The following is a 26,448-nucleotide window of genomic DNA, read 5'->3' on the forward strand; positions in this document are numbered from 1 at the left end:
CTACCGCCCGCGTCAGGCGGGTCAGAGCTTTCCGGTGACCTCGGTGAAGTTGGCGCCGATCGCGTTGGCGAACGCCAGGACGAGACCCGAGATCGCTGCGATCACGACCGCGACGATCAGGGCGTACTCGGCCGCCGTCACGCCCCGGTCCTTCGACGCCAGTAGCGCCTTCATCCGGTTCCTGGTTGACACGACGAGCTTGAGCATCGATTGCCCCCTTCAAGGTTTCCCTGGTGCGGTGACCGTGCGTATCGACAGCCGAGGACCGCGATGGAAGCCTGCCTATGGCCGTTACCTCGCACTAGTCGGGAGAGCGGTGTTCGCCCGACCCCGTTCGGCGCGGCGTGTCCTCCGGCGGTGACATCCCACGGCGACAGAAAGTCCTCCGTATCGCCGATTTCAAAGCGGGGTAAACAGGGACGAGATGGGCCGGGCGATGCCCTGGAAGCCGGCCAGCGGCACCCGGATGGCTTGTCTTGCGGGCGTGTCAGATACCTGATGGACCCAAAAGGTGATCAAGGCGTCAAGCGGCCACGACTACCCGAAGCGACCAATCCGTTACACCAACCGGGCCGATCGGCGGCCCGCCAGTTCCGCTTCCTCTGACACATCGGAGAATTGGCGCGGTTCCGGGAGGTGAGCCCATCAGGGTGCCCGGTTACGGTGACGTCAGCAGCACCGCTTTCGGGAGGACGGACAGATGTCGAACTACGGTTCGTACCCGGGGTCTCAGGAGCCCTGGCCCGGCCGGCAGCCGCAGGAGCCGTACGGCCAGCCGTCCGACCCGTGGGGCGATCAGGATCCGTGGGGCGGCACACCGGCGTCGTCGCCGCCCGACGGCCCCGGTTCGCCAACCGGTGATCCTGGCTACTACCCCGGCTACGACCAGGGCTACTCGTCCACCCGGCACTACGAGCAGGGGTACGCCCAGACCCCCACTCCCGAGCCGTCGTTCTCGACCGATCCGAGCTGGAGCCAGCCCGCACAGCAACCGCCCCGCAAGCGGGGAAACGCGCCGCTGATCGCGCTGATCGTGGTGCTGGCGATCCTGGTACTGGGCGGCGGCACCGCGGCGCTGATCAAGCTGGGCAGCGACGACGGCGGCGACACGAAGGCATCCGAGACCACCGAGCCCACGACCGGGCCGACCGGCGGGCCGCAGCCCTCCGAGTCAGCGTCGCCGGCGACCTCCGAGTCGTCGCAGGAGGCCCGGTTCGTGAAGGTGGGGCAGTGCGTCGTCAACAAGGGCAGTGACGCCGACCCGCAGCTCGAGATCGCCGAGTGTGGCGACAAGACCTTCGAGGTACTGGCCCGCTTCGACGGCACGGTCGACTACAAGGGCAAGTGCCAGACCGTGACCGGGTACCAGTTCCACTACTTCTTCGACAGCGAGCTCGACACGCTCGACTTCGTGCTCTGCCTCAAACGTAACTAGACACGCCACTGGACACGCCTAGGTCAGTCTAAGTAAATCTAGCGTCAGCGGTAGAAGGCCCGATACTCTGCAATCGTGGATCCGGTCCGGAACCCGTACGCGCCCGGCGCCGGCCAGCGCCCACCCGAGCTGGCCGGCCGCGACCGCGAGCTGGACGTCTTCGACGTCGTACTGGAACGGGTGGCCCGCGGACGGCCCGAACGCAGCCTGATGCTCACCGGCCTGCGCGGTGTCGGCAAGACCGTGCTGCTCAACACCCTGAGATCGCAGGCGATCGGGCGGCTCTGGGGCACCGGCAAGATCGAGGCACGCCCGGACCAGTCGCTGCGCCGCCCGATCAGCGCCGCCCTCCACATGGCCATCCGTGAGCTGGCGCCGCATCACCGGGCGCCCGACCGCATCGACGAGGTGCTCGGCGTGCTCAAGGCGTTCGCGCTGCGGGCCAACGCCGCGAACGCCAAGCTCCGCGACCGCTGGCAACCGGGCATCGACGTGCCCGCCCGAGCCGGCCGGGCGGACTCCGGCGATATCGAGATCGACCTGGTCGAGCTGTTTACCGATGCCGCCGGCATCGCCACCGACGTGGGTACGGGTATCGCGCTCTTCATCGACGAGATGCAGGATCTCGGCGCGGCCGATGTTTCGGCGCTGTGCGCGGCCTGCCACGAACTGTCGCAGCTCGGCGCGCCGCTCATCGTGGTCGGCGCCGGCCTGCCACACGTCCCGGCCGTGCTGTCGGCCGCGAAGTCGTACTCGGAGCGGCTCTTCCGGTACCAGCGGATCGACCGGCTGGACCGGATCTCCGCTGACCAGGCCCTGTGTGCACCGGCGTCCCGGGAAGACGTCGAGTACGAGGAGAAAGCGCTCGACCTGCTCTACGAGAAGTCGGGTGGCTATCCCTACTTCGTGCAGGCCTACGGGAAGGCGACCTGGGATCACGCGCCACGCAACCCGATCACCGCGGCGGACGTGCGGATGGCCGCACCGGAGGCCGAGGCCGAGTTGGCGGTCGGTTTCTTCGGCTCGCGGTACGAGCGGGCGACACCCGCCGAGCGGGAGTACATGCGCGCGATGGCCGCCCTTTCTCCGTCGTCCGACGACGATCACGAGCTTGCCGTTCCCACCGCGGAGATCGCCAAGTCGTTGGAACGCAAGCCGGCCAGCCTGTCGCCGGCCCGCGACGCGCTCATCAAGAAGGGCCTGATCTACTCCGGCGAACGCGGCACGGTCGCCTTCACCGTGCCACACTTCGGCCGTTATCTCCGGACTGTGGGATAGCCCTGCCAGCTGTGGGATAACCGCCCGCACCTGGGGGTATCAACTGCCCATGAGACCTGTGCGCAGCGCCGCCCGCGCCATGCTGGGCGCCATCTTCGTGGCCAGCGGGGCGCGTGCCGTCGCCAACCCGGAGCCACTCGTACCGCGTGCCAAGCTCGTCACCGACCGAGCCCAGCCCCTGCTCGACGCCGCCAAGCTGCCTCACGACGCGCGGGCACTGGTACGCCTCAACGGCGCGGCCCAGTTCGTCGGTGGGCTGCTGCTCGCCACCAGCCACTTCACCCGCCCGGCTGCCGCACTCCTGGCCGGCACCATGATCCCGACCACGGTGGCCGGGCACCCGTTCTGGGCGGTCGAAGACCCGATGGAGCGTGGTCACCAACGCATTCACTTCATGAAGAACCTCGGTTTGCTCGGTGGACTCCTGCTCGCCGCCGCTGACACCGAGGGCCGGCCGAACCTCCGGTACACGGTGCGTCACGGCGTACGTGCGGTCCGAAGGGACGCCCGAATCGCCCGGAAATCGGCATCTGTAGCGCGTCACCTCCCCGGATAACTCAGACGAATTACCTCAACTACGCCCGGTGCGTTTAACCAGCCGGAAATGTCGCGAACCAGTGTGGGATCGGACACGGTCGGGTAACGCAGGAGGTACTGGGGTGACAGACCGTTCTAGGCTCCTAGTTGGACCTGGGCGGGAAGTACTACATGGGGGTGGCCACGCCATGCCGGCGACCGTCGAAGGACGGATGGACCGCCTCGCTACAGTCCGCCGCGTAACACGTGGTATCGACCGTTGGACGGTCGTGCGGATCGGCATTGTTGCCGGTGTCTTTTACGCTGCTTGGCTTGCCATAGAAGCGTTTGGACGCCCGTACGAGTTCTTCGACATGAAGATCTACCACGGCGCGGTTGTCTGGTGGGCGAGCGGCAACGAGCTCTACGAGTTCATCCAGCCTGACACGACGCTGGGCTTCACGTATCCACCATTCGCGGGTCTCGCGATGCTGCCGATGGCCACGCTGCCCGTCGCCGCGGCCGGTTGGATCAACGTGTTCGCCAGCATCGCGGCGCTCGCCATAGTGCTCACCGCTCTCGTCGGCCCGATCGCCAAGCGCTGCGGCTGGCCCCGGTGGTTCGCGGTCGGCCTCGCCGTGCCGCTCGCCGCCGCCACCGAGCCGGTGCGCGAGACCTTCGGGTACGGGCAGGTCAACCTGCTGCTCTTCGCGCTGATCATGGCCGACATGGTCGCGTTGCGCTGGTTGGCCCGCGGCCGGGCCAACCACAACCTCGTCGGGCGCGGTCCGCTCGCGCGCTTCTTCTTCAGCGGCGCATGGGCCGGCGCCGGCATCGGCCTGGCCACGTCCATCAAGCTGACGCCGGCGCTGTTCATCGTGTACCTGTTGCTGACCCGCCAGTGGCGAGTGGCGCTCACCGCTGTGGGCACCGCGTTCGGCGTGACCGTCGCCACGTTCGTGGTCGCGGGGCACGAGTCGATGAGGTACTTCACGAGCGTCCTGTGGCAGACCGACCGCGTGGGCGCCGCCGACATGACGCCAAACCAGTCGCTCGCCGGCGTGCTCGCCAGGCTGTACGACTCGGTGGAGACGCCCGGCCTGCTGTGGCTGTCGTTCTCGCTCCTGATGCTGGCCGTCGGGCTCACCCGGGCCGCCCACGCGCACGCCGACGGTGACGAGCTCACCGCGTTCACGCTGGTAGGCCTCACCGCCAACGTGATCAGCCCGATCTCGTGGTCGCACCACCTGGTCTTCGTGATCCCCGCTGTGCTGGTACTCGCCGACGCCGCACTCCGCCGCCGTGGCGCGAGCCAGGCGCTGAGCGGGGTCAGCGGATTGCGTACCCCGATCTGGTTCCCGGCCCTCACCGGCCTACGCCACGGGGTCGCCGCCATCGGGCTGTACATACTCTTCGTCGTCTCGCCGATCTGGCCGTACGAGCACCGGCTCCCCGAGGTGTCGCACTACGCCGATGGGCTGTACGGCGCGCTGATGGAGAACTCGCTGGCGCTCGCGATCATCCTGCTGGTGGCGGCGCTGCCGTGGCGTCCGGGCGCCGAGCCGGCGTTCTACGCCGACTCCCCCGCCCTCCACCTGACCCGCCGCGTCAGGGGCAGTTGACCCATTCGTCGGTGCCGTCGGCGAAGATCTGGTGCTTCCAGATCGGCAGGCGGGCCTTGACCTCGTCGACCAGCCGCGCACACGCGGCGAACGCGGCCGCCCGGTGTGCGGTGCTCACCGCCGCCACCAGCGCCACGTCACCGATCTCCAGTGGGCCGACGCGGTGCGACACCGCGACCGCGTACACCTCTGGATCGGCTGCGATCTCGGCGACCACCTCGCGCAGCACCGCCTCGGCGGTCGGGTGACCCTCGTACTCCAGCTTGGTCACCGACCGCCCGTGGTCGTGGTCGCGCACGACGCCCTGGAACGACACCACCGCACCGGCGCGCGGGCCGGCGACGGCCGCCTCGTGTGCCGCCAGGTCGAGGGGTGACGTGGTAACCGCGACGATCGGCTGGGTCATGGCCGTTCTCCGTTCAAGAGCGGCAGGGGTACCAGTGGGACCTGGGCACCGGGCTCGCCGCTGGTGCCCGGGCGGATCACCGCGAACCCGTCGGACTGGGCGAGCCCCCGCAGCATCGCCGAGCCCACGTGCCGCACCGGGTGGGCGGTGCCGTCGACGGGGTCGACGCGTACCAGCGCCAGGTGGGTGAAGTCACCCCGACCGGGCACCGCCTCGGCCAGCGTGACGCAGGGAAGCACCGGCGAGGGCCGCCCCTGCAGCCCCGCGAGCAGCGGTGCGACCAGGGACACCAGGGCGACGATCGCGGACTGCGGGTTGCCCGGCAGCCCGGCGAGGAAGCGCGGCCGCCCATCGGGGCCGGGTATGCGGGCGACAAGCATGGGAAAGCCGGGCCGTACGGCCACCGTGTTGACCACGTACTCCGCGCCGAGCTCGGCCAGCGCCGGATGCAGATGGTCGACCGGGCCGTGCATGGTGCCGCCGGTGGTACAGATGAGGTCGGCTCCCTCGATCGCCTTGCGGATCGCGTCCACGTGTGCCGGGAGCGTGTCTTCGACGGGGCCGTGCAGGTGCCCCGGCTCGGCTCCGTACCGCCGCAGCCAGGCCGGTACGGGTGTGCCGAGGGCGTCGCGGACCCGACCGGCACCGGGGAGCCCCGCGGTGAGCAGCTCGTCGCCGAAGACCAGCAGCGCGGCCCGTGGTGGACGGCGTACCGGCAGCGTGTCGTATCCGCAGGAGGCGGCCAGCCCGATGACACCGGGGTTGACCGGGGAGCCGGCCGGCATCAGAGCCTCGCCACGGCGCGCCTCTTCACCGGGCGCCCGCCATTCGGCCTGCGCGCGCGGCGTACCGCTCACGAGCCCGTCACCGGTGCGGCTGGACTCTTCGACCCGCAGTACCGCCGTGGCGCCCTCGGGAAGCATCGCGCCCGTAGCGATCTCCACCGTGGTGCCGTCGTCTGCCAGCGGTGGCGGGGTACCCCCGGCGAGCACCCGGCCCACGACGCGCCACGGCCCCTGCCCGCGTACCGCCCAACCGTCCACACTGGACGTCGGGAAGGCGGGGAGATCGGTGAGCGTGGTGAGCGGGGCGGCGAGAGTGTGGCCGTCGGTCTCGCCCAGCGGCACCTCGACCGCTGGCGGTGCGGCCGCCAGCCCGGCCGCGTACACCAGGGAGCGCGCCTCTTCCCAGTCAACCGGAGCAGTACCCACGAGGCGAGCCTAACCCGACGAGGGTCAGTGATCGCCGCCGCGCAGTTGGTCGACCGTGTGCGCGAGCAACGGCCCGAGTACGGCCAGCCCGTCTCGCGCACCGCCGGTCGATCCCGGCAGGTTGACGACCAGGGTCCGCCCGGCGACGCCTGACAGCCCGCGGGACAGCGCCGCCGCCGGCACCTTCTCCCGCCCGTACGCCCGGATCGCCTCGGCGATGCCCGGGATCTCGTAGTCGAGCACGGCCCGCGTCACGTCCGGCGTGCGGTCGGTGGGTGTGACTCCGGTGCCGCCGCTGGTCAGGACCACGTCGACGCGATCGGCCACCGCCGCACGCAGCGCCTCACCGACGGGCTCGCCGTCTGGCACGACGACCGGGTCAGCCACTTCACAGCCGAGGTCGCGCAGACCGGCGACGAGCAGCGGCCCACTGGTATCGGCGTACACCCCGCTGGCGGCCCGGTTGGAAGCGACGATCACGCGAGCACGGATCACGGGCGGTCCTCTGGCCGGGTCCAGTCTCCGGTCTTGCCGCCTTCCTTGCGCAGTACCCGGATCCCCTCGATGGAGGCCGCGGGGTCGACGGCCTTGACCATGTCGACGAGCGCCAGCCCCGCCGCGGCCACGGCGGTGAGCGCCTCCATCTCCACGCCGGTCCGGTCGGCGGTCTTGGTGCTGACCGTGATCTCGACAGTTTCGTCGCCGAGCGCGAAATCGACGGTCACGCCGTGCAGCGCGATGGGATGGCAGAGCGGCACCAGGTCGGGCGTGCGCTTGGCGCCCATGATGCCGGCGATCCGCGCGACAGCGAGCGCGTCACCTTTGGGCAACCCGTCGCGGCGCAGCAGGTCGACCACCTCGGGCGTCGTGTGCAGCCGGCCGGCGGCCACCGCGCGGCGGGCGGATACCGACTTGGCCGAAACATCGACCATCCGCGCGGCGCCCGCATCATCCACGTGTGTAAGGTGCGCAGACTCGTTCACCCGCCCAGCTTAGTTATGGCCGGCGTCCGCGATCACACGGCCGTCCTGGTAAACGCGCGTCTGGCCGCTGGCAAGTTCACCGATCGGTTCACTATCGGTTTCTTATCGATTCGCTCCATAGAGTCTCGTCTCAACAGGCTGGCTCTATGCGGGTGCTGGGAAGTGCAGCGACGAGCCGGTATCCCGCCAGCCTCGCACCCATGTGGGTGCAGCAAACCGAGCCGGCCGCCTCGTGTGGGCGGTTGGAACGGGACCCTCGGCGGATCGCCTGCTAAGGCCGAACAGTTCGGTGTTCCGTCGGGTAATGGCACGGAGATGAGGGTGCGGCTGTGGTGCGACACCACCACAGCCGCTGATCCTCGACTCCGATCCTCACCTAGAAAGGATCAGCACTTGAGGACGAGAAAGAGCCTACTGCCTGTGATGGTCGTAGGGGCCCTGAGCACGGCCCTGATACTTGGCACCGCAACGGTGCCCGCACAGGCAAGTCCGGCATCGGAGGCGGGCGCGATTGCTTCGGCGATCGCCAGGGCCACAGCGGGCCGTACGCCCGAGACAGCGGCACGCCTCGGGACCGCTGCGGCGGCGCTGGTGTCGAGCAGCGGGTCCACTACGGCGACGCTGCCACGTGAGGGACGCATGGGCGTCACGGTGGCCGACAGTAAGTTCATGATGAAGATCGGCCTCCCCACTGCCGCGACAGCGACCCAGACCTCAGCCGGCACATTGGTCTACGCCGACACCGACCGGGACTACGACGTTGCAGTTCAGTCGCTGGCCAACGACTCGGTCCGCATTCTGGTGACGTTGGCCGACCGTTCCGCACCGAGTGAGTACCGCTTCCCGCTGACGCTGCCGATCGGATCTCGCCTTTCGGCCACGGTCGATGGTGGCTTCTACGTCATGACCGCGAACGACGCAGAAGTACTCGGCAAGATCGAGGCTCCGTGGGCGACGGACGCTGCCGGCACAGCGGTCCCGACGTCCTACCGCCTGCAAGGCGATACGATCGTGCAGACGGTGCGGACTGACGACAAGACCATTTTCCCTGTGGTGGCCGACCCCACCTTCGGTTGGGACTGGACCCCGCCAGGCCCAGCCGCATACTTCAACAAGAACGAAACTCGGACGACCGCGGACAGCGACTACTGGGAACTCGTCAGCATCCTCGCCGGGTACCTGGCAGCCAGCCCGGCCATGGCCGCCGCTGCGGCTGTACAAATCTGGCACATCAAAGGATGGGCCAAGCGCGCCAAAGACGAAGGCAAATGCCTAAAGCTGGTCCTGTATCTGGGGATCATCGAGGGCGAAACCTACACCGGTGGGAACTGCAAGTAAGCCCGCACCAGGGGCAGCCCTGCTAACCGGAGGTCAGGCCGATCCTTCTCGGACTGGCCTCCGGCTCCCGTCTCTCCAGGTCCGACGTCGCGCTGCTGACATGCGTGTCTGCAGCAGTTAGGGTGTTGTCGTGTCTCCAGTCGTTGGGCGAGGCCTTCGCGACCTCGCGATATTCGTGGGGGTCATCGGGGCCTGCTACCTGGTGCTCTTCCTGTTCGGCGCTCGACCAGGCATGTCGTTGTTCACTGTGTCGCTCGCGGTGGCGCTCGGAATGGGATTGCGAATCGCGCGCCGCGAGCTTCGGTATCGCAAGGATATTAAGAAGAGCCGGGGGATCGAGGAGGCATAGCCACCATATTCGAGTATGGCCGGTCGCCATCCTCCAGCCGCCGCGCGACCTCATGACGTTCTGGTACCCCGATCCTGCAAAAGATGCTGAACGCGCGCTGCCATAGCCGCCGTGCCTCCGCCGGGTCGTCCTCTGATTTGCAGAAGGCGATACCGGCGAGCGCCCGCCCTTGCTCGTACGGATAATTGATCCTCGTCGCCAACGACAAGGCGCGGTCGTACATGTCGAGAGAGATCGCGCTGTTGCTCATCATTGAGAGAGTCGTGCCGTAGTCATTCAGAGCAGTAGCGACCGCGTACCGCTCATTTGCGGCCTCCGATGCCTGGAGCGCCAGGTAATGCTCCTTTTCCGCCCCATTCAGGTCTCCAGTGCCCCGTAGTGCGACGCCGAGTTCGTTGTGAGCCTCGGCTTCGCCGAACCAGTTGCCGGTACGCCTCTTGACCGCAAGGGACGCACGCAGCAGTCGAATTGCAGGCGCATGGTCACCGATACGGGACCGTACTGCTCCAATATGGAAGAGGGAGTTGCCGATTTGAAAGCTGTCGCCCCATTCGGACGCGATCAACAGATGCATTCTGTTTACTCGCAACGCTTCGGCGTACCGGCCCTGATACATGAGCGGCAGCGATAGGTTAGGAATTAGCCTACAAATTCGGATGAAATCCATATCCCGGTGCTGTCGGCGCAACTCCTCGCGGGCAATCTCGGCAGCTTCTTCGAGTTTACCCAGCCTGAGGTAGATGGCGCTCTTGTTGGTACTAGCGTTGCTAACACCGTCAATATCGCCGGCGGCTCGGTAGATGGCGATCGCCTGGTCGAGACAGCGAAGCGCTTCCTCGTGCCGGCCGGTGTAGAGGAGCGCCGATGCCAGGTAGTTCTGCATCGTCGCGGCGCCGACGTCATCGCCCGACTTCTGCGCCGCAACCAGACCAAGTTGATGGGTCTCGATGATATCGTCGTAAAATCCGCGTGTGTAGTAAAACCGCCACCCGGTCCTGGCGAGACGCCAGGCGTATTCGTGTCGCCCGGTCTCCGTACTCGATCGGACGAGCGCGCGGTGGTTTGATCTCTCGTCCGCCAGCCAGTCGAAGTCACCTGTCTTCTCGTCAGGGCGCAGGTCCGGCCGCATTGGTTGCGAGAGAGGGATGCGCGAACGGAACGACACCGATTCCAGCGGCTTGGTTGCTGCGGCGACCGTATGTAGGTAGTGATCGAGCAGTTGCTCCAGCGCGGCCTCGCGTTCCGCCCGTGACTCCGTGATCACGACGAGGTCGCGGGCGTACTCGTGGATCAGGTCATGAAAGCGAAACTGGCCGATATCGGGCTCATCGAGAAGATGACAGTCGATGAGTTCAGTGATCGCCGCCTCAGCATCGGCGATGCTCATCCCGGAGAGCGCCGCGGCAAACGAAGCATCAAACCGTTCACCTGGCCAGAGTCCAAGTAGCCGAAACATTCGCTTGACTGGCTCGCGGAGCGGTCCGTACGAGAACGCGAAGACAGTCTTGACCGATCGCTTCTCGATGACCAACTCCGGCAGCACGTGCGACTGACCACGGAGACGGCGAGCAAGGTCATCGACCTGCCAACCGGGGCGACTGGCGAGCCGGGCGCCAGCGAGCCGGATCGCGAGCGGCAGGTAACCACAGCACCGGACCACCTCTTGTGCCGCGGGCATCTGGTTCTGGAGTCGAGCGACACCCACGATCTTGCTGAGCAGGTCGAGTGCTTCATCCGGATCCAACATGGGCAAGGAGGTCATGGACGCGTCATCAAGTGCCGTCAGTCGCCGCCGGCTCGTAACAAGAACCACTGAACCGGATGAGGTGGGAAGCAAGGGGAGTACCTGATCAGAGCTGGCAGCATTGTCCAGGACGACAACCGCGCGCAGCTCGGCGAGCTTCGTCTGCCAAAGTGCCGCTCGCTCTTCGAGATCGATTGGAACCCGGCCGTCGGGAATACCGAGTTGGCGTAGCAGGGTGGCGAGAGCTCTGTCGGTCTGAAGCGGAGCATGGTCGCTGTGGCCCTGAAGATCGACGAAGAACTGAGCGTCAGGGTAGGCCTCTGACAACCGGTGAGCGATGTGTACAGCGAATGTCGTCTTGCCGGCACCAGGCATGCCGTCGATGGCGTGGATGACCGGTCCGTCGGTTGTTCCGGTTTCTTTGAGCAGCCGCGCGACCAGTTCGGCCCGGCCCGTGAAGTGAGCTGGCTGTCGCGGCAGCCAGCGCCGTGCCGGTGCCGGGGCATTTACTGTCCCCGGATACGAGGCCGCCGAGGTATCGCGCCTCAGAACCTCGCGATGCAACTCGCGTAGCGTTGGCCCCGGCTCGACGCCCAACTGGTCGATAAGTGCGGTACGCGCCAACGCGTACGCGTTCAAGGCACCCGCGATGTCGTCTGTGCCCGCGAGCGCTCGCATGAGCAATCCCTGGGCACGTTCCCTCAGCGGATGCAGCCGCACGTGGTCACGCAATAGCGCGGCGGCGCCCCGCTCCTGGCCCTGCTCGAGCAGAAGCTCAGCTAGCTCCTCGACGAGGTCAAGCCGCTCCTCCTCAAGCGCCGCACAGCGTGCTGTCAACACCGGTCCCTTGGAAACCCCGGTGAGCACAGGACCTCGCCACCGATTCGCGGCCGCGGACAGTAGCACAGCCGCCTTCTGTCGGTCTCCCGCGCCTCGCGCCTGACGGGCAAGATGCCGCTCCGCCTGGAACGCAAACAGGTCAACCTGCTCTGGCGCGATCGTGAAGATGTACCCGGACGCTTCGCGTGCGATCAGGCCACGGGTCGGCTGTGCCGAGTCGAAGAGACGGCGCAGATTCGCGGCGTACGTCCGGGTGTTCGCCACAGCCGACGCCGGTGGCGCTTCCGGCCACAGTTCGTCGATCAGTTCATCCATGCCGACCACGCGGCTTGGGTGAAGCGCCAGCATCGCCAGTACCGTCTGTTGCTTGCGGCTGCCAAGCGGCACTGCCTCGCCGTTGGCCCGCACCTCCAAAGCGCCAAGGACACGTACGTCCAACACGCCAGTACCCCCGTAGACAGAATTGACCGCCGATTACCTGTCGGCGATCCACCCACAACGCTTACCGAGACTTCTCGATCCTAGAAGTTGCACCAAGATGACGTTGCAGGTGCTCCTGTTCACATTCCCGTCAAGATATCGGCAGGCGATGATGTCTTGCAACGAACTTCCCGTACAGGAATGTGAACAACCAAGGGGTGACGGCAACCAGCCGTCGACTGTGCAAGACTCGACGCCACCGTCGGTGATCAGGCGATCGACAAGATCACATCTACCCACCGCGGTCCAGAACGCGTAAGTGTAGTAGCGAAAGAATCGTAGCGGAGACGTCGCACACGTTCCGCAATAGCGGACCGTCTTCACGTGAGGACGGAACGTGACAATTCCGACGATACTTGCTGATACTGCGCAATAAGACACTTACCAGTTCAAACCCGCATAGGAATTGCCGTACGGTACTCCCTGCCTAGGAAGCGCGGAAATGCGCATAGCGCGCGAAAGTTTGTTCGCGACGAGGGAGCGGAGGATCGGGAATGCGTAGCAACGAGTGGGGCTGACATGGATCACTCGCCCTGGCGCTCGCAGGAGTAAAGTACTGCCAGCCGGAGATAGGCCCGACGCCCAGGGACGCGAGTGGCTAAGACGAGGCAACGTGACAATGAGACCGATCAGCGGCTGGTGCTGCTTGTCGGTCTCGTCGCGCTTTTCGCGGCAGCGGTCGCGCTCGGCTCCGTCCCAGCGCTCCTCGCTCACCCACCCGCGACCACGCGCGACCTAGCAATCGTCTTCACGCTCATCGCGTTGACAGCGACCGGTCTGGTGGTGCGGTCACCGGTTCGGGTTCGTTCCGCGACGCACTACACAGCGTGGACCGACGCGGCCATCGTGATCAGCGTCGCGGTCGCCCCTCTCGGATGGGCCGTGCCATGTGTCGGCATCGGCGCCCTCGGGGGCGCCCTTCTCATGAGGCTTCAACCGATCAAGATCGTCTTCGCGGTCAGCAAGAGCGTCGTAGTGGCTGGCGGCGCTGGCCTGACGCTCACCGCCACAGGCTGGAAATGGCCAGCCGGTGGCGAGCTCCTCGAGATGATCGGCCCGCTCGGCGCCACCTACATCGCGACGGCCCTTATCGACGAGGCGCTCGCCATCCCGGTCATCGCCCTCGCCGCCCATACCAAGGTCATCCAGAGGTTCGCCGCCAACTGGGACCTCCGGCTGGCGAGTGTGGCGATCCACTACGGAGTCGTCGTCGCCACCCTGGCAATCCTCCAGGTCGACAACATCCTTTTGCTAGCGGTGCCCCCGCTTGTGCTTAGCCTGCACCTGGCGTACTCCGCTCGAGTACGCAGCCGCGAGGAGCGGCAGGCCTGGCAGCGACTCGCTCAGACCACCGATGCGCTCAACGACGTCAACCTTGACGCCGTCGTCGCTACGGCCGTTACCCGGGCCGCCGAGCTCTTCTCCGTCGACGATGTCGAGGTCGAGCTGCATACAACCCCTCGCCTCATCCGCGGCAACACGGATGGGATCACATACGACGGGCCGGCCGCCGACGCACCCGCCATGACCGGGTCGGTGATCCTGACATCCCTCGAAGGGCACGACGGCACAGCCGACGTCGGCGTGCTCCGGCTGCGCTTCCGAGGGCCGGTCACGCTCTCCGAGCGCGAGCAGTACACGCTGCGCACGTTCACGTCCGCGCTCTGCACAGCGGTGCGCAACGCCTCGGCGTACGAGGAGCTGACCCGGGTCGCCGAGGAGCACGCGCACGCCGCCGCGCACGACACGCTCACCGGTCTCGCCAACCGCCGCCAGCTCATGGACCGCGGTGCCGAGCTGCTCGGCAACCGCCGCGTCGACGGCGTCACCGCCCTTTTGCTGATCGACCTCAACCACTTCAAAGAGGTCAACGACACGCTCGGGCACGCCGCCGGCGACCAGGTGCTGATCGAGGTCGCCGAGCGGCTGCGCCGGGAGGCCCGCCCCGACGACCTGGTCGCTCGGCTGGGCGGCGACGAGTTCGCGGTGCTCATCACCGGGCTGCCGGCGCCGGCCATCGCCGCGCACCGGGCCGAAGGGCTGCTCGCCGCGCTGCACGTGCCGCTGTCCGTCGACGGCATGCGGATCAGCGTCGAGGCGAGCGGCGGCATCGCGGTCGCGCCCGGCAGCGGAGGCATGGCCGAGCTGCTGCGCCGCGCCGACGTCGCCATGTACCAGGCAAAGCGCAACGGTCAGAAGATCGCCACGTACGCGCGGGCACGCGATACCGCCGACGTCGGCCGGCTCGCGCTCGGCGGCGACCTGCCGCGCGCGCTCACCCAGCACGAGTTCACCGTCAACTTCCAGCCCATCGTCGACCTCGGCACCGGCGAAGTGATCGCCGCCGAGGCGCTCGCCCGCTGGCGCCACCCCGACCGGGGCAACCTGGACCCGCTGCGCTTCCTGGAGACCGTCGAGCGCTCGGGCCTGCTGCCCGCCTTCGCCGACGCGGTGCTCGACCAGTCGCTCGTCGCCGCGGGCACCTGGCGCGACGCCGGCTTCGACCTGCCCGTCGCGGTCAACGTGTCGCCGCGCAGCCTGCTCGACCCGCGCTTCCCCAGCGCCGTGGTGGCTCGCCTGCGCGCACACGACCTGCCATCCGACCGGCTCTACCTGGAGCTCACCGAGACCCTGACGATCAGCCAGCTCGAGGTCGTCGACCAGGTGCTCAGCCAGCTCCGCGACGCTGGCATCAAGCTCGCGCTCGACGACTTCGGCACCGGGTACTCCTCGCTGTCCGTGCTCTCCCGGATCCCCGTCCACGAGCTGAAGATCGACCGTGGCTTCGTCACCGCGATGGACACCTCCGCCGAGGCGGCCGCCGTCATCCGCTCCACTGTGGACCTTGGGCGCAGCCTCGACCTCGTCGTGGTCGCCGAGGGCGTCGAGAGCGAGCCGCAGCGCAAAGCGCTCTGGGAGCTTGGCTGCACCGCCGGCCAGGGCCACCTCTTCGCCCGGCCGATGCCGTCGGCCCGCCTGCTCGCCGCCCTCCACCGCGGCTCCGGCGGCCGCCCCGGAGCGCTCGCACCCGCCATCCACGACGAAGGCTCGGTCATCCGCCTCTCGCCGAACCGCCGCACCAATGGCCGGGGCCGCACAGACCGTCTGCCACACTTGCCCGCGTGATCACCAAAGGCCGCCGCGCGATCGCCGGTGACCTCGCCCTCTACACGCTCTCCGCGGCCTTCGCGGGGGTCACCGCCGCGACCTCCACGCTGGTCCCGCACCGCGCGTGGGGCGCGGTCGCCGTCGCCGGCTACAGCATCGCCGCCGGCGCCGTCGCGGTCCTGCTATTTAGCCGATACGCGGACAGCCTTCCCGCCCGCACGGTGGTGAGCGCCTTCGCGTGGGCCTCGACCGCGCTGCTGCCCATGGTCATCCAGGCCGCCCAACGGGCCGGTGGACGCACCGACCGGGCGCAGGAAGAGGTCGTCGTCATCGAGCACGGCGGCCAGCGCCTCCTCGACCACGGCACCCCGTACCTGCGCACCGACGAGATCGCCGCCCTGCCGTCCGGCGAGCAACTGCTCGGCTACCTGCCGTACCAGCCGGGCATGGCCCTCTTCGGGCTGCCACGGGCGCTCGCCGGCGTCGCCTGGTGGACCGACGCACGCATCTGGTTCGCCCTGGTCACCGCCGTTGCTCTCGGCTTCGCCGCGACACTCCTGGTCCGGGGCAACGCGCTGCTGCGGGCCATGCAGTTCGCCACCGTACTGCCCGTCTGCGCGCTCACCCTCGCCACCGGTGGCGACGACATCCCAGTACTCGCGCTGTGCCTTTTGGCTCTGGCCCTGTGCGCGGCGCAGCGTTACGGGGCGGCGGGCATAGCCGTCGGGGTGGCCGCCGCTCTCAAGCTCTTCGCCTGGCCGGTCGCGCTCGTGCTGCTCGTGTACGCGTGGCTGCGCCGCCCCGAGGGCTGGCGGCTGGCGGTCGGCGCGATCACCCTGCCGATCCTCGCGCTGATCCCCGCGGCCGTGCTCGACTCGACCGCACTGCTCGACAACGTGGTGCGCTTCCCGCTCGGTGAAGGCGTGGTCGAGAGCCCGGCCCAGTCGCCGTTCCCCGGTTACCTGATCGCCGACAACCTGCCCGGCGGCCGGGTGATCGCCGGGGCGCTGCTGGTGGCGGCCGGGTTCGCCATAGCCGCCTGGATGATCCGCCGCCCGCCGCGCACCGCCGCCGACGCGGCCAAGGTGTGCGGCATCGGCCTGCTCGCGGCGATCCTGCTGATGCCGTCGACGCGGTTCGGATACCTGCTGTACCCGGTCGCGCTCCTGATGTGGGTGCCCGCGTTGCGCCTGCCCGCACTCACCGGGCTCGCCGCGCGGGATGCCGGCGCTCGGGGTGCCTCATGAGGCTGGCGGCCGTCGCGGCGGGCGGGGCGCTCGGGTCGGCGGCCCGGTACGGCGTCGGGCTGCTCTGGCCACACCCGACCGCCACCCTGATCGTCAACCTCGTCGGATGCGCGGTACTCGGCTTCGTGGTCGAGGCCGTACCCGCGCGCCGGCGACTGCTGCGGCTGTTCCTCGGCCCCGGCGTGCTCGGCGGGTTCACCACGTTCTCCACGTACGCGGTCGAGACCCGGGTACTCGTGGCGGACGGCCGGCCCGGCACCGCCGTCGCGTACGTGCTCGGCACCCTGGTGGGCGCGCTCACCGCCCTCTACCTGGGCACGCTCGCCGCCCGCCTCCTTGATCGACGGCCGGCCGCATGACTCTGTTAGTTGCCGCTCGCTCCGCGAGCGCGGGTCATGCGCCCCTTGTGCCTCCCTGTAGCCGACCCTGCGCTCGGTCGCTGCGCTCCCTCGACTCCGGGCCGGCTGCGGGAGGCGGCGCATGACCCTGTTACTGGTACTGGTTGGCGGTGCTGTCGGTGCGTCCGCGCGGTACCTGACCGACCTCGCGGTCCGAAGCCGGTTCGACCCGGTGCTGCCCCTGGGCACGTTATCGGTCAACGTGGCCGGCTCCGCCCTGCTCGGGCTGATCGCCGGGCTCGGCGGCAGCCTTCCCGGCTGGATCGGCTCCCTCGTGGGTGTCGGATTCTGCGGGGCGCTGACGACGTACTCCACCTTCTCCAACGAGACCGTCCAGTTCGCCCGGGGCGGCGCCCGGCTGTACGCGCTGCTCAACATCGCGCTGACGCTCGGCGCCGGATTGACGGTCGCCGCGCTCGGCTGGCACATCGGGCGGACACTGTAGGTGTGCGGCACGTGTACCGCGACCGGCTCGTCGCCGGCGTGGCGCTCGCCGACCGGCTGACCCGGTACGCCGGCCGGTCCGACACGATCGTGCTCGGGTTGGTGCGCGGCGGCGTACCCATGGCCGCCGTCGTCGCCGCCCGTCTCCGCGTACCGCTCGACGTGCTCGTCGTGCGCAAGCTCGGCATACCGTGGGCACGCGAGGTGGCGTTCGGCGCGCTGGGGCCAGGCGGCGTACAGGTGCTCAACGACGACATCGCCAGCCGGCTCGAACCCGACGAGATCGCCGAGGTGACCGAGCGCGAGGCGGTGGAGCAGCGCCGCCGCGAGCAGCGGTACCGTGCCGACCGCACGCCACTCGACCTCGCCGGCCGCACCACGATCCTGGTCGACGACGGCCTGGCCACCGGAGCCACCGCCCGCGCCGCCGTTACGGTCGCCTACCAACTCGGCGCGGCCCGCGTGGTACTCGCGGCACCGGTCGGCTCGACCGATGCGTGCGCCGGACTCAGCCGCATCGTCGACGAGCTGGTGTGCCCGCTCCGCCCGCGGGATTTCGGTGCTGTCAGCCGCTACTACAGCGATTTCCACCAAGTAACCGATCTTGAGGTTGCGAGCGCGCTGGCGGCAAACGGGTGATGCGACCCGGTACCTTCGAAGGCATGATGACCTGTCCGAAGTGTCACGGCGAAATGCGCCAGTACGAGCGCAGCGGCGTCACCATTGACCAGTGCGGCGAGTGCCGCGGCATCTTCCTCGACCGTGGTGAGCTGGAGAAGCTCTTCGACGCCGAGCAGAACTGGAACCAGCAGCACACTCCCCCAGCCGCCCAGCGTCCCCCGGCGCAGCAGGGCTACGCGCCGCCGCCGGCACCCGGTTACGCCCCGCCCCCGCCTCCCCCGCCCGCCCCCAGCCACGGCTACCCGCCGCCCGCTCCGGCGTACGGCGGCGGGCACGGTAGCCAGTACGGCTACCACGGCCACTACCGCCACAAGCGCCGCAAGGGCTTCCTAGGCGAACTCTTCGACTAGCCCCTACACGCCGCCGACGCCCGGCGCCGCGCCCGCCGCGCGGCGCCGCGCGCTCTAGCTCCCGGCTGCGGCCTCGGCCGCGATACCCGGTCGTGCGGACGCGGTGGGTGAGGCCGCGGGAGCAACGGCATCGCCCACGACGCGCGTCGCGGTAGCTCGAAATCCCTGAAGCTCGCTAGACCACGGCCATGTCGACGAAGCGGGACAGGTGCAGCTGCGCGGCCACCGTGACGGTATCGGTGGGGCCATTTCGATGCTTAGCGACGATGAAGTCGGCCTCTCCCGCTCTCGGCGACTCTTTGTCGTAGTAGTCGTCGCGGTGCAGCAGGATGACAACGTCAGCGTCCTGCTCGATCGAGCCACTCTCACGCAGGTCGGACAACTGCGGGCGTTTGTCGGTGCGCTGCTCGGGACCACGGTTCAGCTGACTCACCGCGATGACCGGGCACTCGACCTCCTTGGCCAGCAGCTTGAGGCCACGAGACAGGTCGGCGACCTCCTGCTGGCGGCTCTCGGTGCGCTTCGGCGAGGTCATCAGCTGGAGATAGTCGACGACGATCAGCTTGAGGTCGTGGCGCTGCTTGAGCCGCCGGGCCTTCGCCCGGATCTCCATGAGGTTCATGCTCGGCGTGTCGTCGACGAACAGCGGCGCCTCGCTGATCTCGCCCATCCGCCGGGCCAGCTTGGTCCAATCGTCGTCGGAGAGCTGGCCGGACCGCAACACGTGCAGCGGCACACGAGCCTCGGCCGAGAGCAGTCGCATGACGATCTCGACCTTGCTCATTTCCAGCGAGAAGATCGCGCTCGCACAGTTGTGCCGAATAGCGGCATTTCGGGCAAAGTCCATCGATGCGGTCGAATTGTGCGTCGGGATCATCGACCGGCCCGCAAGATACAGGTGGTCGGCGTTGTCGACCGTCACACACCGCACTGGCACGCTCGCGACCGCCCGGACCGCGACGATGTATCGCGAGCCGGTGCGCGCCTGATTCGTGCCGCGATATCGCTCCCGATGTGCCTGCTGCTTCCGGCTGAGGCGGAACACCTCGTCTACCGTCGAGAAGTTCAGGATGTACGCCGTTGAGCTGTTTGGCCGGCGACCGGCGACCACCCTCGTCGTCATCGAGCAGCGGTAACCGAGACTCACGATCAGCTCATGAACGTCATCGGCCAGCCGTTTCGACGTCACGCAGAACTGGATGTTGCCGGTCGTCGTGACGGTGCCGTCCGTGTCCAGGAGGCCAGCCAGCAACGCCCTTCGCTGCGTCTCTGAGCCGCGGAGATAGCTGATCGGGATGTGCTTGTTGTCCAAGACATTGGCGGCTCGCAGGTAGCCGACAAATGATCCGTATCGGCTGTGGCACTCCGCGCACCTCCGGCTGCCGTTCCAGGCTCCATCAAGCACGGCACCACAGGAGGCGCATCCTTCGCGGCTGGCTGGCTTTGCCATCCCGCGTGACTTGCCGCCACACGATCTTCCACACGTCTGGACAGCTGGTCCACGAGGCATGAACCGGGTGCCACAGACGATGCACGAACGCGGGGTGAGTGGGTCAGGCGCTGGTGGAGAGATGCTGTAGAGCATGCGACCCGCTGTGGCGCGCACTACGAACCCATCCGCTTCGACATAGGACACGATTTCGGGGTCGGCGGTGGTGAAGCGGCTCCCGGCGCTGTGGCCATCGCCAAGCCAGACACCCAGGGTGTAGGGCGGGACGGGCAGGTCGTCGCGGTGCGGCAGTGCCAGCGGTCGACTGTTTGTCACAGCGTGGTTGAGCCGACCGTCGGTCGGACACCGCAGCGACATAGCTATCTCCGCGGTGGTCACGATCTCGGGGTGCTCGGCGGTGGTCCCCGCGTTCATCTGCCGGGCAACGCGCTGTGACAGGCCTTCGAGCACCGCGTGACGTGAGTAGGCGGGAACATTCCGCTGCCATGGTTGGCCGGCGCGGACATACTCGCGGATTGCCTGGCCCGCCGGTCCGACCTGCTTCGCAACCGTATGTAGGACATGGCGGAACTCAGGCCCGGTCAGACCGAGCGCGTCGTCGAAGGTGATCAGCTCGTCGGGAGACTTCGAGGCCAGCTGGTACGCCGCGTCGGCAGCTGCTCGCTGCTCGGCGGGCCATTGGGCTCTGGGTTTACGCTCTGCCGCCTGCCGTCGGCTCGCCCGCGTCGTAGTTTTCCACAGGTGCTCAGCGTCAGCGACGATGACGGAGCCATCGGAGAACTCGACCTCGTAGCAGGGCCGCCCATGCCTGACCTCGAAGGCGTGCACCACGGTCGTCGGCTGGCCGTCAGCACCGATCAACTGGTCGCCCACCACGACCTCACCCATGGTGGTCCAGCCGGTCGGCGTGGGCAGCGGCGTATCGAGCGCCAGCGCCTTTCCGAGACCGGGGCGGCCCGCGACGATCACGAGCTGGCCGGCGTGTAGGCCGTTGAGGAGGCGGTCGAGGTCGGTGAACCCGGTCGGTACACCGGTCATCATGCCGCCCTGGGCGCCGACCGCTTCGATCTCGTCGAGCGTGGGCTGGAGCATGTCGGCGAGCACCGCGAAGTCTTCGCTCACCCGCCGCTCGGTGACGTCGTAGACGGCCTGCTGCGCGAGGTCGACCAGGTCGTCGACGTCGCGGCCGCCCGACCCGGAGCCGTAGCCGAGCTGCACGATGCGCGTGCCGGCCTCCACGAGCCGGCGCAGCACGGCTCGCTCGCCGACGATCCGCGCGTAGTAGGAGGCGTTGGCCGCGGTGGGCACGGTGGAGATGAGCGTGTGCAGGTAGGGCGCGCCACCGATGCGGCCCAGGTCGCCGGAGTCGGCGAGCGCGGCCGCGACCGTGATGGCGTCGGCGGGCTCGCCGCGACCGTACAGGTCGAGGATCGCGTCGAAGATCGTCGCGTGCAGGGGCCGGTAGAAGTCGTTGGGCTTCAGGATCTCGACGACGTCGGCGATCGCGTCCTTCGACAGCAGCATGCCGCCGAGGACGCACTGCTCAGCGGCGATGTCCTGCGGGGGCGTCTTGTCGTACTGCCCGCCGCCGCCAAATCCACCGGAGTCGCCGGGCGGCGGGCCGGAAGGGGGACGCTCCTCCGACCGCACGTCGTCGGTGATCGACACCAAGGCCCCCCTCGCTCGATCGCCTACGCACACCAGCGAACCGCAGGGGTGTGACAAGTTGCCGCAGGCCGCGCCGCAACGATACGAAATCGCAGCTCAGCACCCAAACCTGCCGGTGGATGAGCCTTGGGACAACCTGTGGACAGTCACCCAACAGGTGTGTGCAGCCCTGTGCACAGCCTGTGAATAAGTATTGGGGACGGCTGCCCGAGTATCGTGTGACGTGCCCGGACACGATCCCCACCATGTGGAGGAAGAAATTCGGGCCTGCCACGAGTTCCCGAGTGGGCTTATCATTGCCGCTGGCGAATATGCCCAGAAGGCCGGTTGCGGTCCAGTATCAGGAAGGTCACGCTTTCGCAGTGGACTACCGGGACTGGGGGTACGACACGCGTGGCCCGCGCGACCGGCGGGCCAGCGATGACACACCCTCAAGTGAACGGGGCTCCACCGGTGAGATCGAGCGGCTTCGAGGCCGCCGCACCGGGGCGCACCGCGCTGACGGCGACCCTGAGGCCGAGCCGCCACGTATCGGCTATGCCACGCTGAGTGAGTTCCGCAGCGCCTACCGAGGACGCCGCCGGCAGGAAGACACGCCGCCGGCCACCGACCGGCCCTATGGTCGTCGCAGCGCCCGCGAGCGCTGGGAGGAGCGCGCCGACGAGAGCCGCGATCTCCGTCCCGAGGTCAACACCACCGAGTGGACGCGCGAGGCTTACACCGGCGAGTGGAGCCGGTCAGACTACGCCGACCCACCCGCATACACGGATCGTTCCGACTTCACCGGCCAGTGGACCACCGGCGAGGCGAGCACCGCGCAGTGGGTGAAGCCCGAGTCGTTCGACGACGAGCGCCCCAGGCGCAGCAGCCGGCGCAGCGAGTCGCGTGGTGAGACCCGCGGCGAAAGCCGCCGTGAGTGGCGCGGCGAGGAGCGTGGGGAGACCACGTCCGCCGGCCGATGGGACACGGGTCGCCGGTCGTACGACCCGCCGGCTTCGAGCATTCCCGCCTCGGCGATGCCGTCGTCGTCCATGCCCTTGTCATCGATACCGTCCTCGTCCGTCCCGGCGTCCGGGCTGCCTGGCCGATACGACGAGCTGCCCAGCCGCTTCTCCGATCGTGAGCGCGACGAAGACGACTTCGATCGCCCCTCCTGGGCGGCCGGCCGTGACACGTCGCCCACCGGCCGGCGCCGCCGCTCCTGGCAGGACCAGATCGAGCCTCGGTGGGACAACGACGAGGGTGAGCCGGAGCCCGACGACATCGAGCCACGGTCGGGCGTTGGCGGCGGCAGCGGCCGCGAGAAGTTCGAGACGCGCTGGACCGCGGGAGAGCTCGACGACGAAACCAGCGTCCGGCTGTCCCGCGACGATCCACGGTGGGTCGGCATCCCGTCTTCGGCACCGCGGTCACCCGCGGTCGCGTACCCGGATGAGATGCGCGGTCGCGTGCCCGCCCCGCGTTCCGCGCCCCCGCTCGACCGCGGCTTCACGTCCCGGCAGCGCGCCGCGGCCCCGGCCTTCAGCCGCCGCGCGAGCGTCGTCGAGGTGGCCGATGACGACGATGAGCTGCTCGAAGACGCGCCGCGCGGCACCACCGCCGGCGCCATCCTCGCGACTCTCGCCTTCTACGCCGTGCCACTGGTGATCTTCGTGGTCTACACCTTCACGATCGGCAGCGCCGACCGCACCCAGGCGTTCAACTCGCTGGTGGGAGCCACCGGGCGGTTCGGGGCGGCGCTCGCGTTGAGCGTGGTGGTCGCCGTGTTCATCCGGTGGCTCAGCGCGACGTGGCGCTCGGTGAGCGTTGGCCTCGCCGCGGCCGTCGTTGGCGGCGGCCTGTCCACAGTGGTCCTTTCGGTGATCAGCGGTCAGCCACTCGGCTGACGATCTCAGTCGCAACCAACGCGCGGTCACGTCTTCCGCACGACCTGATCACGACATTCACGCTTGGGTATCGGCTCAGCTACGGCGGGAGCCGTACCGGCCGTTGATCTGTCCCAATGCCATCAAGTCATCTGCACGGGGAGGACTCGATGGCCACCAGTCAACGGCTCACATTCTTGATCCTGGGTATCGCCGCCACGCTCGCGCTGGGCGCGTGCGGCGCCGCCAACCGCGACTCCGACGCGGTGGTGCCCGCGCCGGATCGCCACGACCCGACCACGCCCTGGCCCGACAACGACGGGGAGACCACGGTCGAAGACGATCCACAGTCGACGTTCGCGATCGACGTCGACACCGCGTCGTACGGGTACGCCCGGCGGCTCATCACCGAAGGGCGGCGGCCGGACGCCGACCAGGTCCGGCCCGAGGAGTTCGTCAACTCCTTCACCCAGGAGTACCCGGAGCCCAAGGGTGACGGGTTCGCCGTGCATCTCGACGGCGCCCGCCTGCCGGAGTTCCACGAGGCCGGGCCCGACGTCCGGCTCATGCGGGTGGGCCTGCGCACCCGCGGCGAAGACGCGCGGACGCGCGAAGACGCGGCCTTGACCTTCGTGGTCGATGTCAGCGGCTCGATGTCCGAGCCGGGCCGGCTGGATCTGGTACAGGACGCGCTGCACACCCTCATCAACGAGTTGCGGCCCACCGACTCGGTCGCGATCGTCGCGTTCAGCGGTGAGGCCGAGGTGGTCCGCGAGATGACCCGGGTCGCCGACGCGCGGGCGCTCCATGACGCGGTGGACGCGTTGCGCACCCGCAGCAGCACGAACCTCGAGGCCGGGCTGGTACTCGGGTACCAGGTGGCACGCGACGGGTTCCGCCCCGGCCGGACGAACCGGGTGATCGTGCTCTCCGACGGGCTCGCCAACGCCGGCAACACGGACGCCGAGCCGATCCTGCGCCGGGTCAGCGAGGAGGCCGGCAAGGATATCGCGCTGCTCGGTGTCGGCGTGGGCAGCGAGTACGGGGACACGCTCATGGAGCAGCTGGCCGATCGCGGCGACGGCTTCGTCGTGTACGTCAGCGAGCCCGCCCACGCCCGCGCGGTCTTCGTCGACCAGCTTCCCGCCTCGCTGGCGGTACGGGCGCTGGACGCCAAGGTCCAGGTCACCTTCGATCGAGCGGCGGTGCGGTCCTACCGGCTGATCGGGTACGAGAACCGGGCGGTCGCCGACGAGGACTTCCGCGACGACCGGGTCGACGGGGGAGAGGTGGGGCCGGGGCACAGCGTCACCGCCCTGTACGCGGTGCGGCTCGAACCGGAGACCGCCGTCAGCGAGCGGGTCGCCCGGGTACAGGCGCGTTGGCTGGATCCGGCGTCGCGCCAGCCGGCGGAGTCGTACGACTCGCTGACCGTCGCCGACCTCTCCACGCCGTTCGATCGGGCGGCGCCTCGGCTGCGGGTCTGCTACGCCGCCGCCTTCTTCGCGGAGTCGCTGCGCGGCGGCAAGGAGGCGTCGCTCGACGATCTGGTGCCGGTGGCTCGGCGTGCCAGCGAGGAGACCGGCGACCCGGCGGTGCGTGACCTGACGTCTCTGATCGGCAAGGCCGGAGACGTGGACTGAACGAAAAACGGGGGCGCGAATCGCGCCCCCGTTTTCGTAACCGCTGCTACTTGGACCGCACCACGTTGACGTCGAACTTGGCGGTGACGTCGGGGTGCAGCCTGACCCGCACCTGGTGAGCGCCCAGGGCCTTGATGTGACCCGACAGCTCGAGCCGGCGCCGGTCGAGTGCCGGACCGCCCGCGGCCTTCACCGCGTCGACGACCTCGGCCGGCGTGATCGAGCCGAAGAGGCGGCCGCCGTCGCCGGCACGTGCCGACAGGCTGACCTTGAGGCCCTCAAGCTGGGCCTTCACCTCGTTGGCGTGGCCCAGGTCGCGGATCTCGCGGGCGTCGCGCGCCCGCTTGATGACCGTGACCTGCTTCTCCGCGCCCTTCGACCAGGCGATGGCGAAGCCCTGGGGGAGGAGGTAGTTACGGCCGTAGCCGTCCTTCACCTCGATGATGTCCCCGGGGGTGCCGAGACCGGACACCTCCTGAGTCAGGATGACCTTCATGTCGGTGCCTCCCCTCAGCGAGCCGTGGCCGTGTAGGGCAGGAGCGCCATCTCACGGGCGTTCTTGACCGCACGGGCGATCTGGCGCTGCTGCTGGGAGGTAACCCCGGTCACCCGCCGAGCGCGGATCTTGCCGCGGTCGGAGATGAACTTGCGCAGCAGCGCGGTGTCCTTGTAGTCGATGTAGGTGATCCCCTCTTTGTCGAGCGGGTTCACCTTCTTCTTCGGCTTGCGCAGTGCCGCAGCCTTAGCCATTGCTCTTGCTCCTGATGATCCTGGTTAGAACGGGGGCTCGTCGTCGAAGTTGCCACCGCCGGAACCGGAGGAACTCGAGGCAGGGGCCGGACTCGCGGTAGCCCACGGGTCGTCGAAGTTGCCTCCGCCGCCCTGGCCACCACCGCCACCGCCTCCAGAGGAGCCGAAGCCACCGCCGCCGGAACGCGACATCTTCTGCACCTTCGCCGTGGCATACCGCAGCGACGGGCCGATTTCGTCGACCTCCAGCTCGATGACCGTGCGCTTCTCGCCCTCACGAGTCTCGTACGACCGCTGGCGCAGCCGACCCGAGACGATCACGCGGGCACCCCGCTGCAGCGACTCGGCGACGTGCTCCGCCGCCTGACGCCACACCGTGCAAGCCAGGAACAGCGGCTCGCCGTCCTTCCACTCGCCGGACGTGCGGTCCATGAACCGCGGCGTCGAGGCGATCCGGAACTTGGCGACCGCGGCACCCGACGGGGTGAAGCGCAACTCGGGGTCATCGGTCAGGTTGCCGATGACCGTGATGGTGGTGTCTCCTGCCATGACCAACTCCTCGCGCACTCATCGTTTCGCCGCTCAGGCTGCCAGAGCCCTCCGACAACAAACGATGAGCCGGATCCGGGTGGGCCGGGCGCC

At 68.5% G+C, this 26,448-nt stretch carries 23 protein-coding genes; 13 read left to right on the plus strand and 10 right to left on the minus strand.

What is annotated here, in order from left to right:
* Positions 1-21: 21 nt before the first annotated feature.
* Positions 22-207, minus strand: a complete 186-nt coding sequence (locus QMG73_RS02340; protein ID WP_281892066.1) for a Flp family type IVb pilin — start codon at positions 205-207, stop codon at positions 22-24.
* Positions 208-700: 493 nt separating this feature from the next.
* On the opposite strand from QMG73_RS02340, the gene QMG73_RS02345 reads away from it, so the two are divergent.
* The 4 genes from QMG73_RS02345 to QMG73_RS02360 all read left to right on the plus strand — a co-directional run bounded on the left by QMG73_RS02345 (position 701) and on the right by QMG73_RS02360 (position 4,851).
* Complete coding sequence (locus QMG73_RS02345; protein WP_281892067.1) at positions 701-1,435, plus strand: LppU/SCO3897 family protein; 735 nt, start codon at positions 701-703, stop codon at positions 1,433-1,435.
* Between the two features lie 75 nt (positions 1,436-1,510).
* On the plus strand, positions 1,511-2,713 hold the full coding sequence (locus QMG73_RS02350; protein WP_281892069.1) for an ATP-binding protein: 1,203 nt from the start codon (positions 1,511-1,513) through the stop codon (positions 2,711-2,713).
* Between the two features lie 49 nt (positions 2,714-2,762).
* On the plus strand, positions 2,763-3,269 hold the full coding sequence (locus tag QMG73_RS02355; protein ID WP_281892070.1) for a DoxX family protein: 507 nt from the start codon (positions 2,763-2,765) through the stop codon (positions 3,267-3,269).
* Positions 3,270-3,438: 169 nt separating this feature from the next.
* The gene (locus QMG73_RS02360) at positions 3,439-4,851 is read left to right on the plus strand and encodes a glycosyltransferase 87 family protein (RefSeq protein ID WP_281892071.1); all 1,413 of its coding nucleotides are present in this window, start codon (positions 3,439-3,441) and stop codon (positions 4,849-4,851) included.
* Here QMG73_RS02360 and QMG73_RS02365 read toward each other — a convergent pair.
* From QMG73_RS02365 to moaC, 4 genes are read right to left on the minus strand one after another with little or no spacing between them, the layout of a single operon-like run.
* Positions 4,838-5,257 carry a molybdenum cofactor biosynthesis protein MoaE gene (locus QMG73_RS02365; RefSeq protein ID WP_281892072.1) on the minus strand — a complete coding sequence of 140 codons (420 nt, stop codon included), beginning with the start codon at positions 5,255-5,257 and terminating at the stop codon, positions 4,838-4,840. The two genes, QMG73_RS02360 and QMG73_RS02365, sit on opposite strands and share 14 nt — an antisense overlap.
* Complete coding sequence (locus tag QMG73_RS02370; RefSeq protein WP_281892073.1) at positions 5,254-6,468, minus strand: molybdopterin molybdotransferase MoeA; 1,215 nt, start codon at positions 6,466-6,468, stop codon at positions 5,254-5,256. The genes QMG73_RS02365 and QMG73_RS02370 overlap by 4 nt, the downstream gene beginning before the upstream one ends.
* A 24-nt stretch (positions 6,469-6,492) precedes the next feature.
* Entirely contained in the window at positions 6,493-6,963 is a 471-nt protein-coding gene (locus QMG73_RS02375; protein WP_281892075.1) for a MogA/MoaB family molybdenum cofactor biosynthesis protein, read from the minus strand.
* Complete coding sequence (gene moaC / locus QMG73_RS02380) at positions 6,960-7,451, minus strand: cyclic pyranopterin monophosphate synthase MoaC (RefSeq protein WP_281892076.1); 492 nt, start codon at positions 7,449-7,451, stop codon at positions 6,960-6,962. Before moaC ends, QMG73_RS02375 begins: the two co-directional genes overlap by 4 nt.
* A 639-nt stretch (positions 7,452-8,090) precedes the next feature.
* On the opposite strand from moaC, the gene QMG73_RS02385 reads away from it, so the two are divergent.
* Complete coding sequence (locus QMG73_RS02385; protein ID WP_281892078.1) at positions 8,091-8,789, plus strand: hypothetical protein; 699 nt, start codon at positions 8,091-8,093, stop codon at positions 8,787-8,789.
* Between the two features lie 317 nt (positions 8,790-9,106).
* On the opposite strand, the gene QMG73_RS02390 is transcribed toward QMG73_RS02385, so the two are convergent.
* The gene (locus QMG73_RS02390) at positions 9,107-12,163 is read right to left on the minus strand and encodes an AfsR/SARP family transcriptional regulator (protein WP_281892080.1); all 3,057 of its coding nucleotides are present in this window, start codon (positions 12,161-12,163) and stop codon (positions 9,107-9,109) included.
* Between the two features lie 633 nt (positions 12,164-12,796).
* Here QMG73_RS02390 and QMG73_RS02395 point away from each other — a divergent pair.
* The 6 genes from QMG73_RS02395 to QMG73_RS02420 all read left to right on the plus strand — a co-directional run bounded on the left by QMG73_RS02395 (position 12,797) and on the right by QMG73_RS02420 (position 18,430).
* The gene (locus QMG73_RS02395) at positions 12,797-15,328 is read left to right on the plus strand and encodes a putative bifunctional diguanylate cyclase/phosphodiesterase (protein WP_281892081.1); all 2,532 of its coding nucleotides are present in this window, start codon (positions 12,797-12,799) and stop codon (positions 15,326-15,328) included.
* Complete coding sequence (locus tag QMG73_RS02400; RefSeq protein WP_281892083.1) at positions 15,325-16,557, plus strand: glycosyltransferase 87 family protein; 1,233 nt, start codon at positions 15,325-15,327, stop codon at positions 16,555-16,557. The genes QMG73_RS02395 and QMG73_RS02400 overlap by 4 nt, the downstream gene beginning before the upstream one ends.
* Positions 16,554-16,916 carry a fluoride efflux transporter CrcB gene (gene crcB, locus QMG73_RS02405; RefSeq protein ID WP_281892084.1) on the plus strand — a complete coding sequence of 121 codons (363 nt, stop codon included), beginning with the start codon at positions 16,554-16,556 and terminating at the stop codon, positions 16,914-16,916. Before QMG73_RS02400 ends, crcB begins: the two co-directional genes overlap by 4 nt.
* A 121-nt stretch (positions 16,917-17,037) precedes the next feature.
* Positions 17,038-17,400, plus strand: a complete 363-nt coding sequence (locus tag QMG73_RS02410; RefSeq protein ID WP_281892085.1) for a fluoride efflux transporter FluC — start codon at positions 17,038-17,040, stop codon at positions 17,398-17,400.
* 2 nt (positions 17,401-17,402) lie between these two features.
* Positions 17,403-18,038 (plus strand): phosphoribosyltransferase, encoded by a 636-nt coding sequence (locus tag QMG73_RS02415; protein ID WP_281892086.1) that lies wholly within the window; start codon positions 17,403-17,405, stop codon positions 18,036-18,038.
* A 23-nt stretch (positions 18,039-18,061) separates the two neighbouring features.
* Positions 18,062-18,430, plus strand: coding sequence for a TFIIB-type zinc ribbon-containing protein (locus tag QMG73_RS02420; RefSeq protein ID WP_281892088.1), 369 nt, complete (start codon positions 18,062-18,064; stop codon positions 18,428-18,430).
* Between the two features lie 175 nt (positions 18,431-18,605).
* Here the strand turns inward: QMG73_RS02420 and dnaB are convergent, their stop codons facing one another.
* On the minus strand, positions 18,606-21,548 hold the full coding sequence (gene dnaB, locus QMG73_RS02425; RefSeq protein WP_281892089.1) for a replicative DNA helicase: 2,943 nt from the start codon (positions 21,546-21,548) through the stop codon (positions 18,606-18,608).
* Between the two features lie 362 nt (positions 21,549-21,910).
* Here dnaB and QMG73_RS02430 point away from each other — a divergent pair, with 362 nt between their 5' ends.
* A complete protein-coding gene (locus QMG73_RS02430) occupies positions 21,911-23,434 on the plus strand; it encodes a hypothetical protein (RefSeq protein WP_281892091.1) in 1,524 nt (507 codons plus the stop codon).
* A 149-nt stretch (positions 23,435-23,583) separates the two neighbouring features.
* Positions 23,584-25,056: a vWA domain-containing protein gene (locus QMG73_RS02435; protein ID WP_281892092.1), complete on the plus strand. Its 1,473-nt coding sequence runs from the start codon at positions 23,584-23,586 to the stop codon at positions 25,054-25,056.
* 46 nt (positions 25,057-25,102) lie between these two features.
* Here the strand turns inward: QMG73_RS02435 and rplI are convergent, their stop codons facing one another.
* The 3 genes from rplI to QMG73_RS02450 are packed head-to-tail and all read right to left on the minus strand — an operon-like array spanning position 25,103 to position 26,373.
* On the minus strand, positions 25,103-25,552 hold the full coding sequence (gene rplI, locus QMG73_RS02440; protein WP_281892094.1) for a 50S ribosomal protein L9: 450 nt from the start codon (positions 25,550-25,552) through the stop codon (positions 25,103-25,105).
* Positions 25,553-25,566: 14 nt separating this feature from the next.
* Positions 25,567-25,806 carry a 30S ribosomal protein S18 gene (rpsR, locus tag QMG73_RS02445; protein WP_089250287.1) on the minus strand — a complete coding sequence of 80 codons (240 nt, stop codon included), beginning with the start codon at positions 25,804-25,806 and terminating at the stop codon, positions 25,567-25,569.
* Between the two features lie 24 nt (positions 25,807-25,830).
* Positions 25,831-26,373, minus strand: coding sequence for a single-stranded DNA-binding protein (locus QMG73_RS02450; protein WP_281892100.1), 543 nt, complete (start codon positions 26,371-26,373; stop codon positions 25,831-25,833).
* Positions 26,374-26,448 lie beyond the last annotated feature (75 nt).

Source organism: Phytohabitans aurantiacus (genome assembly GCF_027923225.1).
GTDB lineage: Bacteria > Actinomycetota > Actinomycetes > Mycobacteriales > Micromonosporaceae > Phytohabitans > Phytohabitans aurantiacus.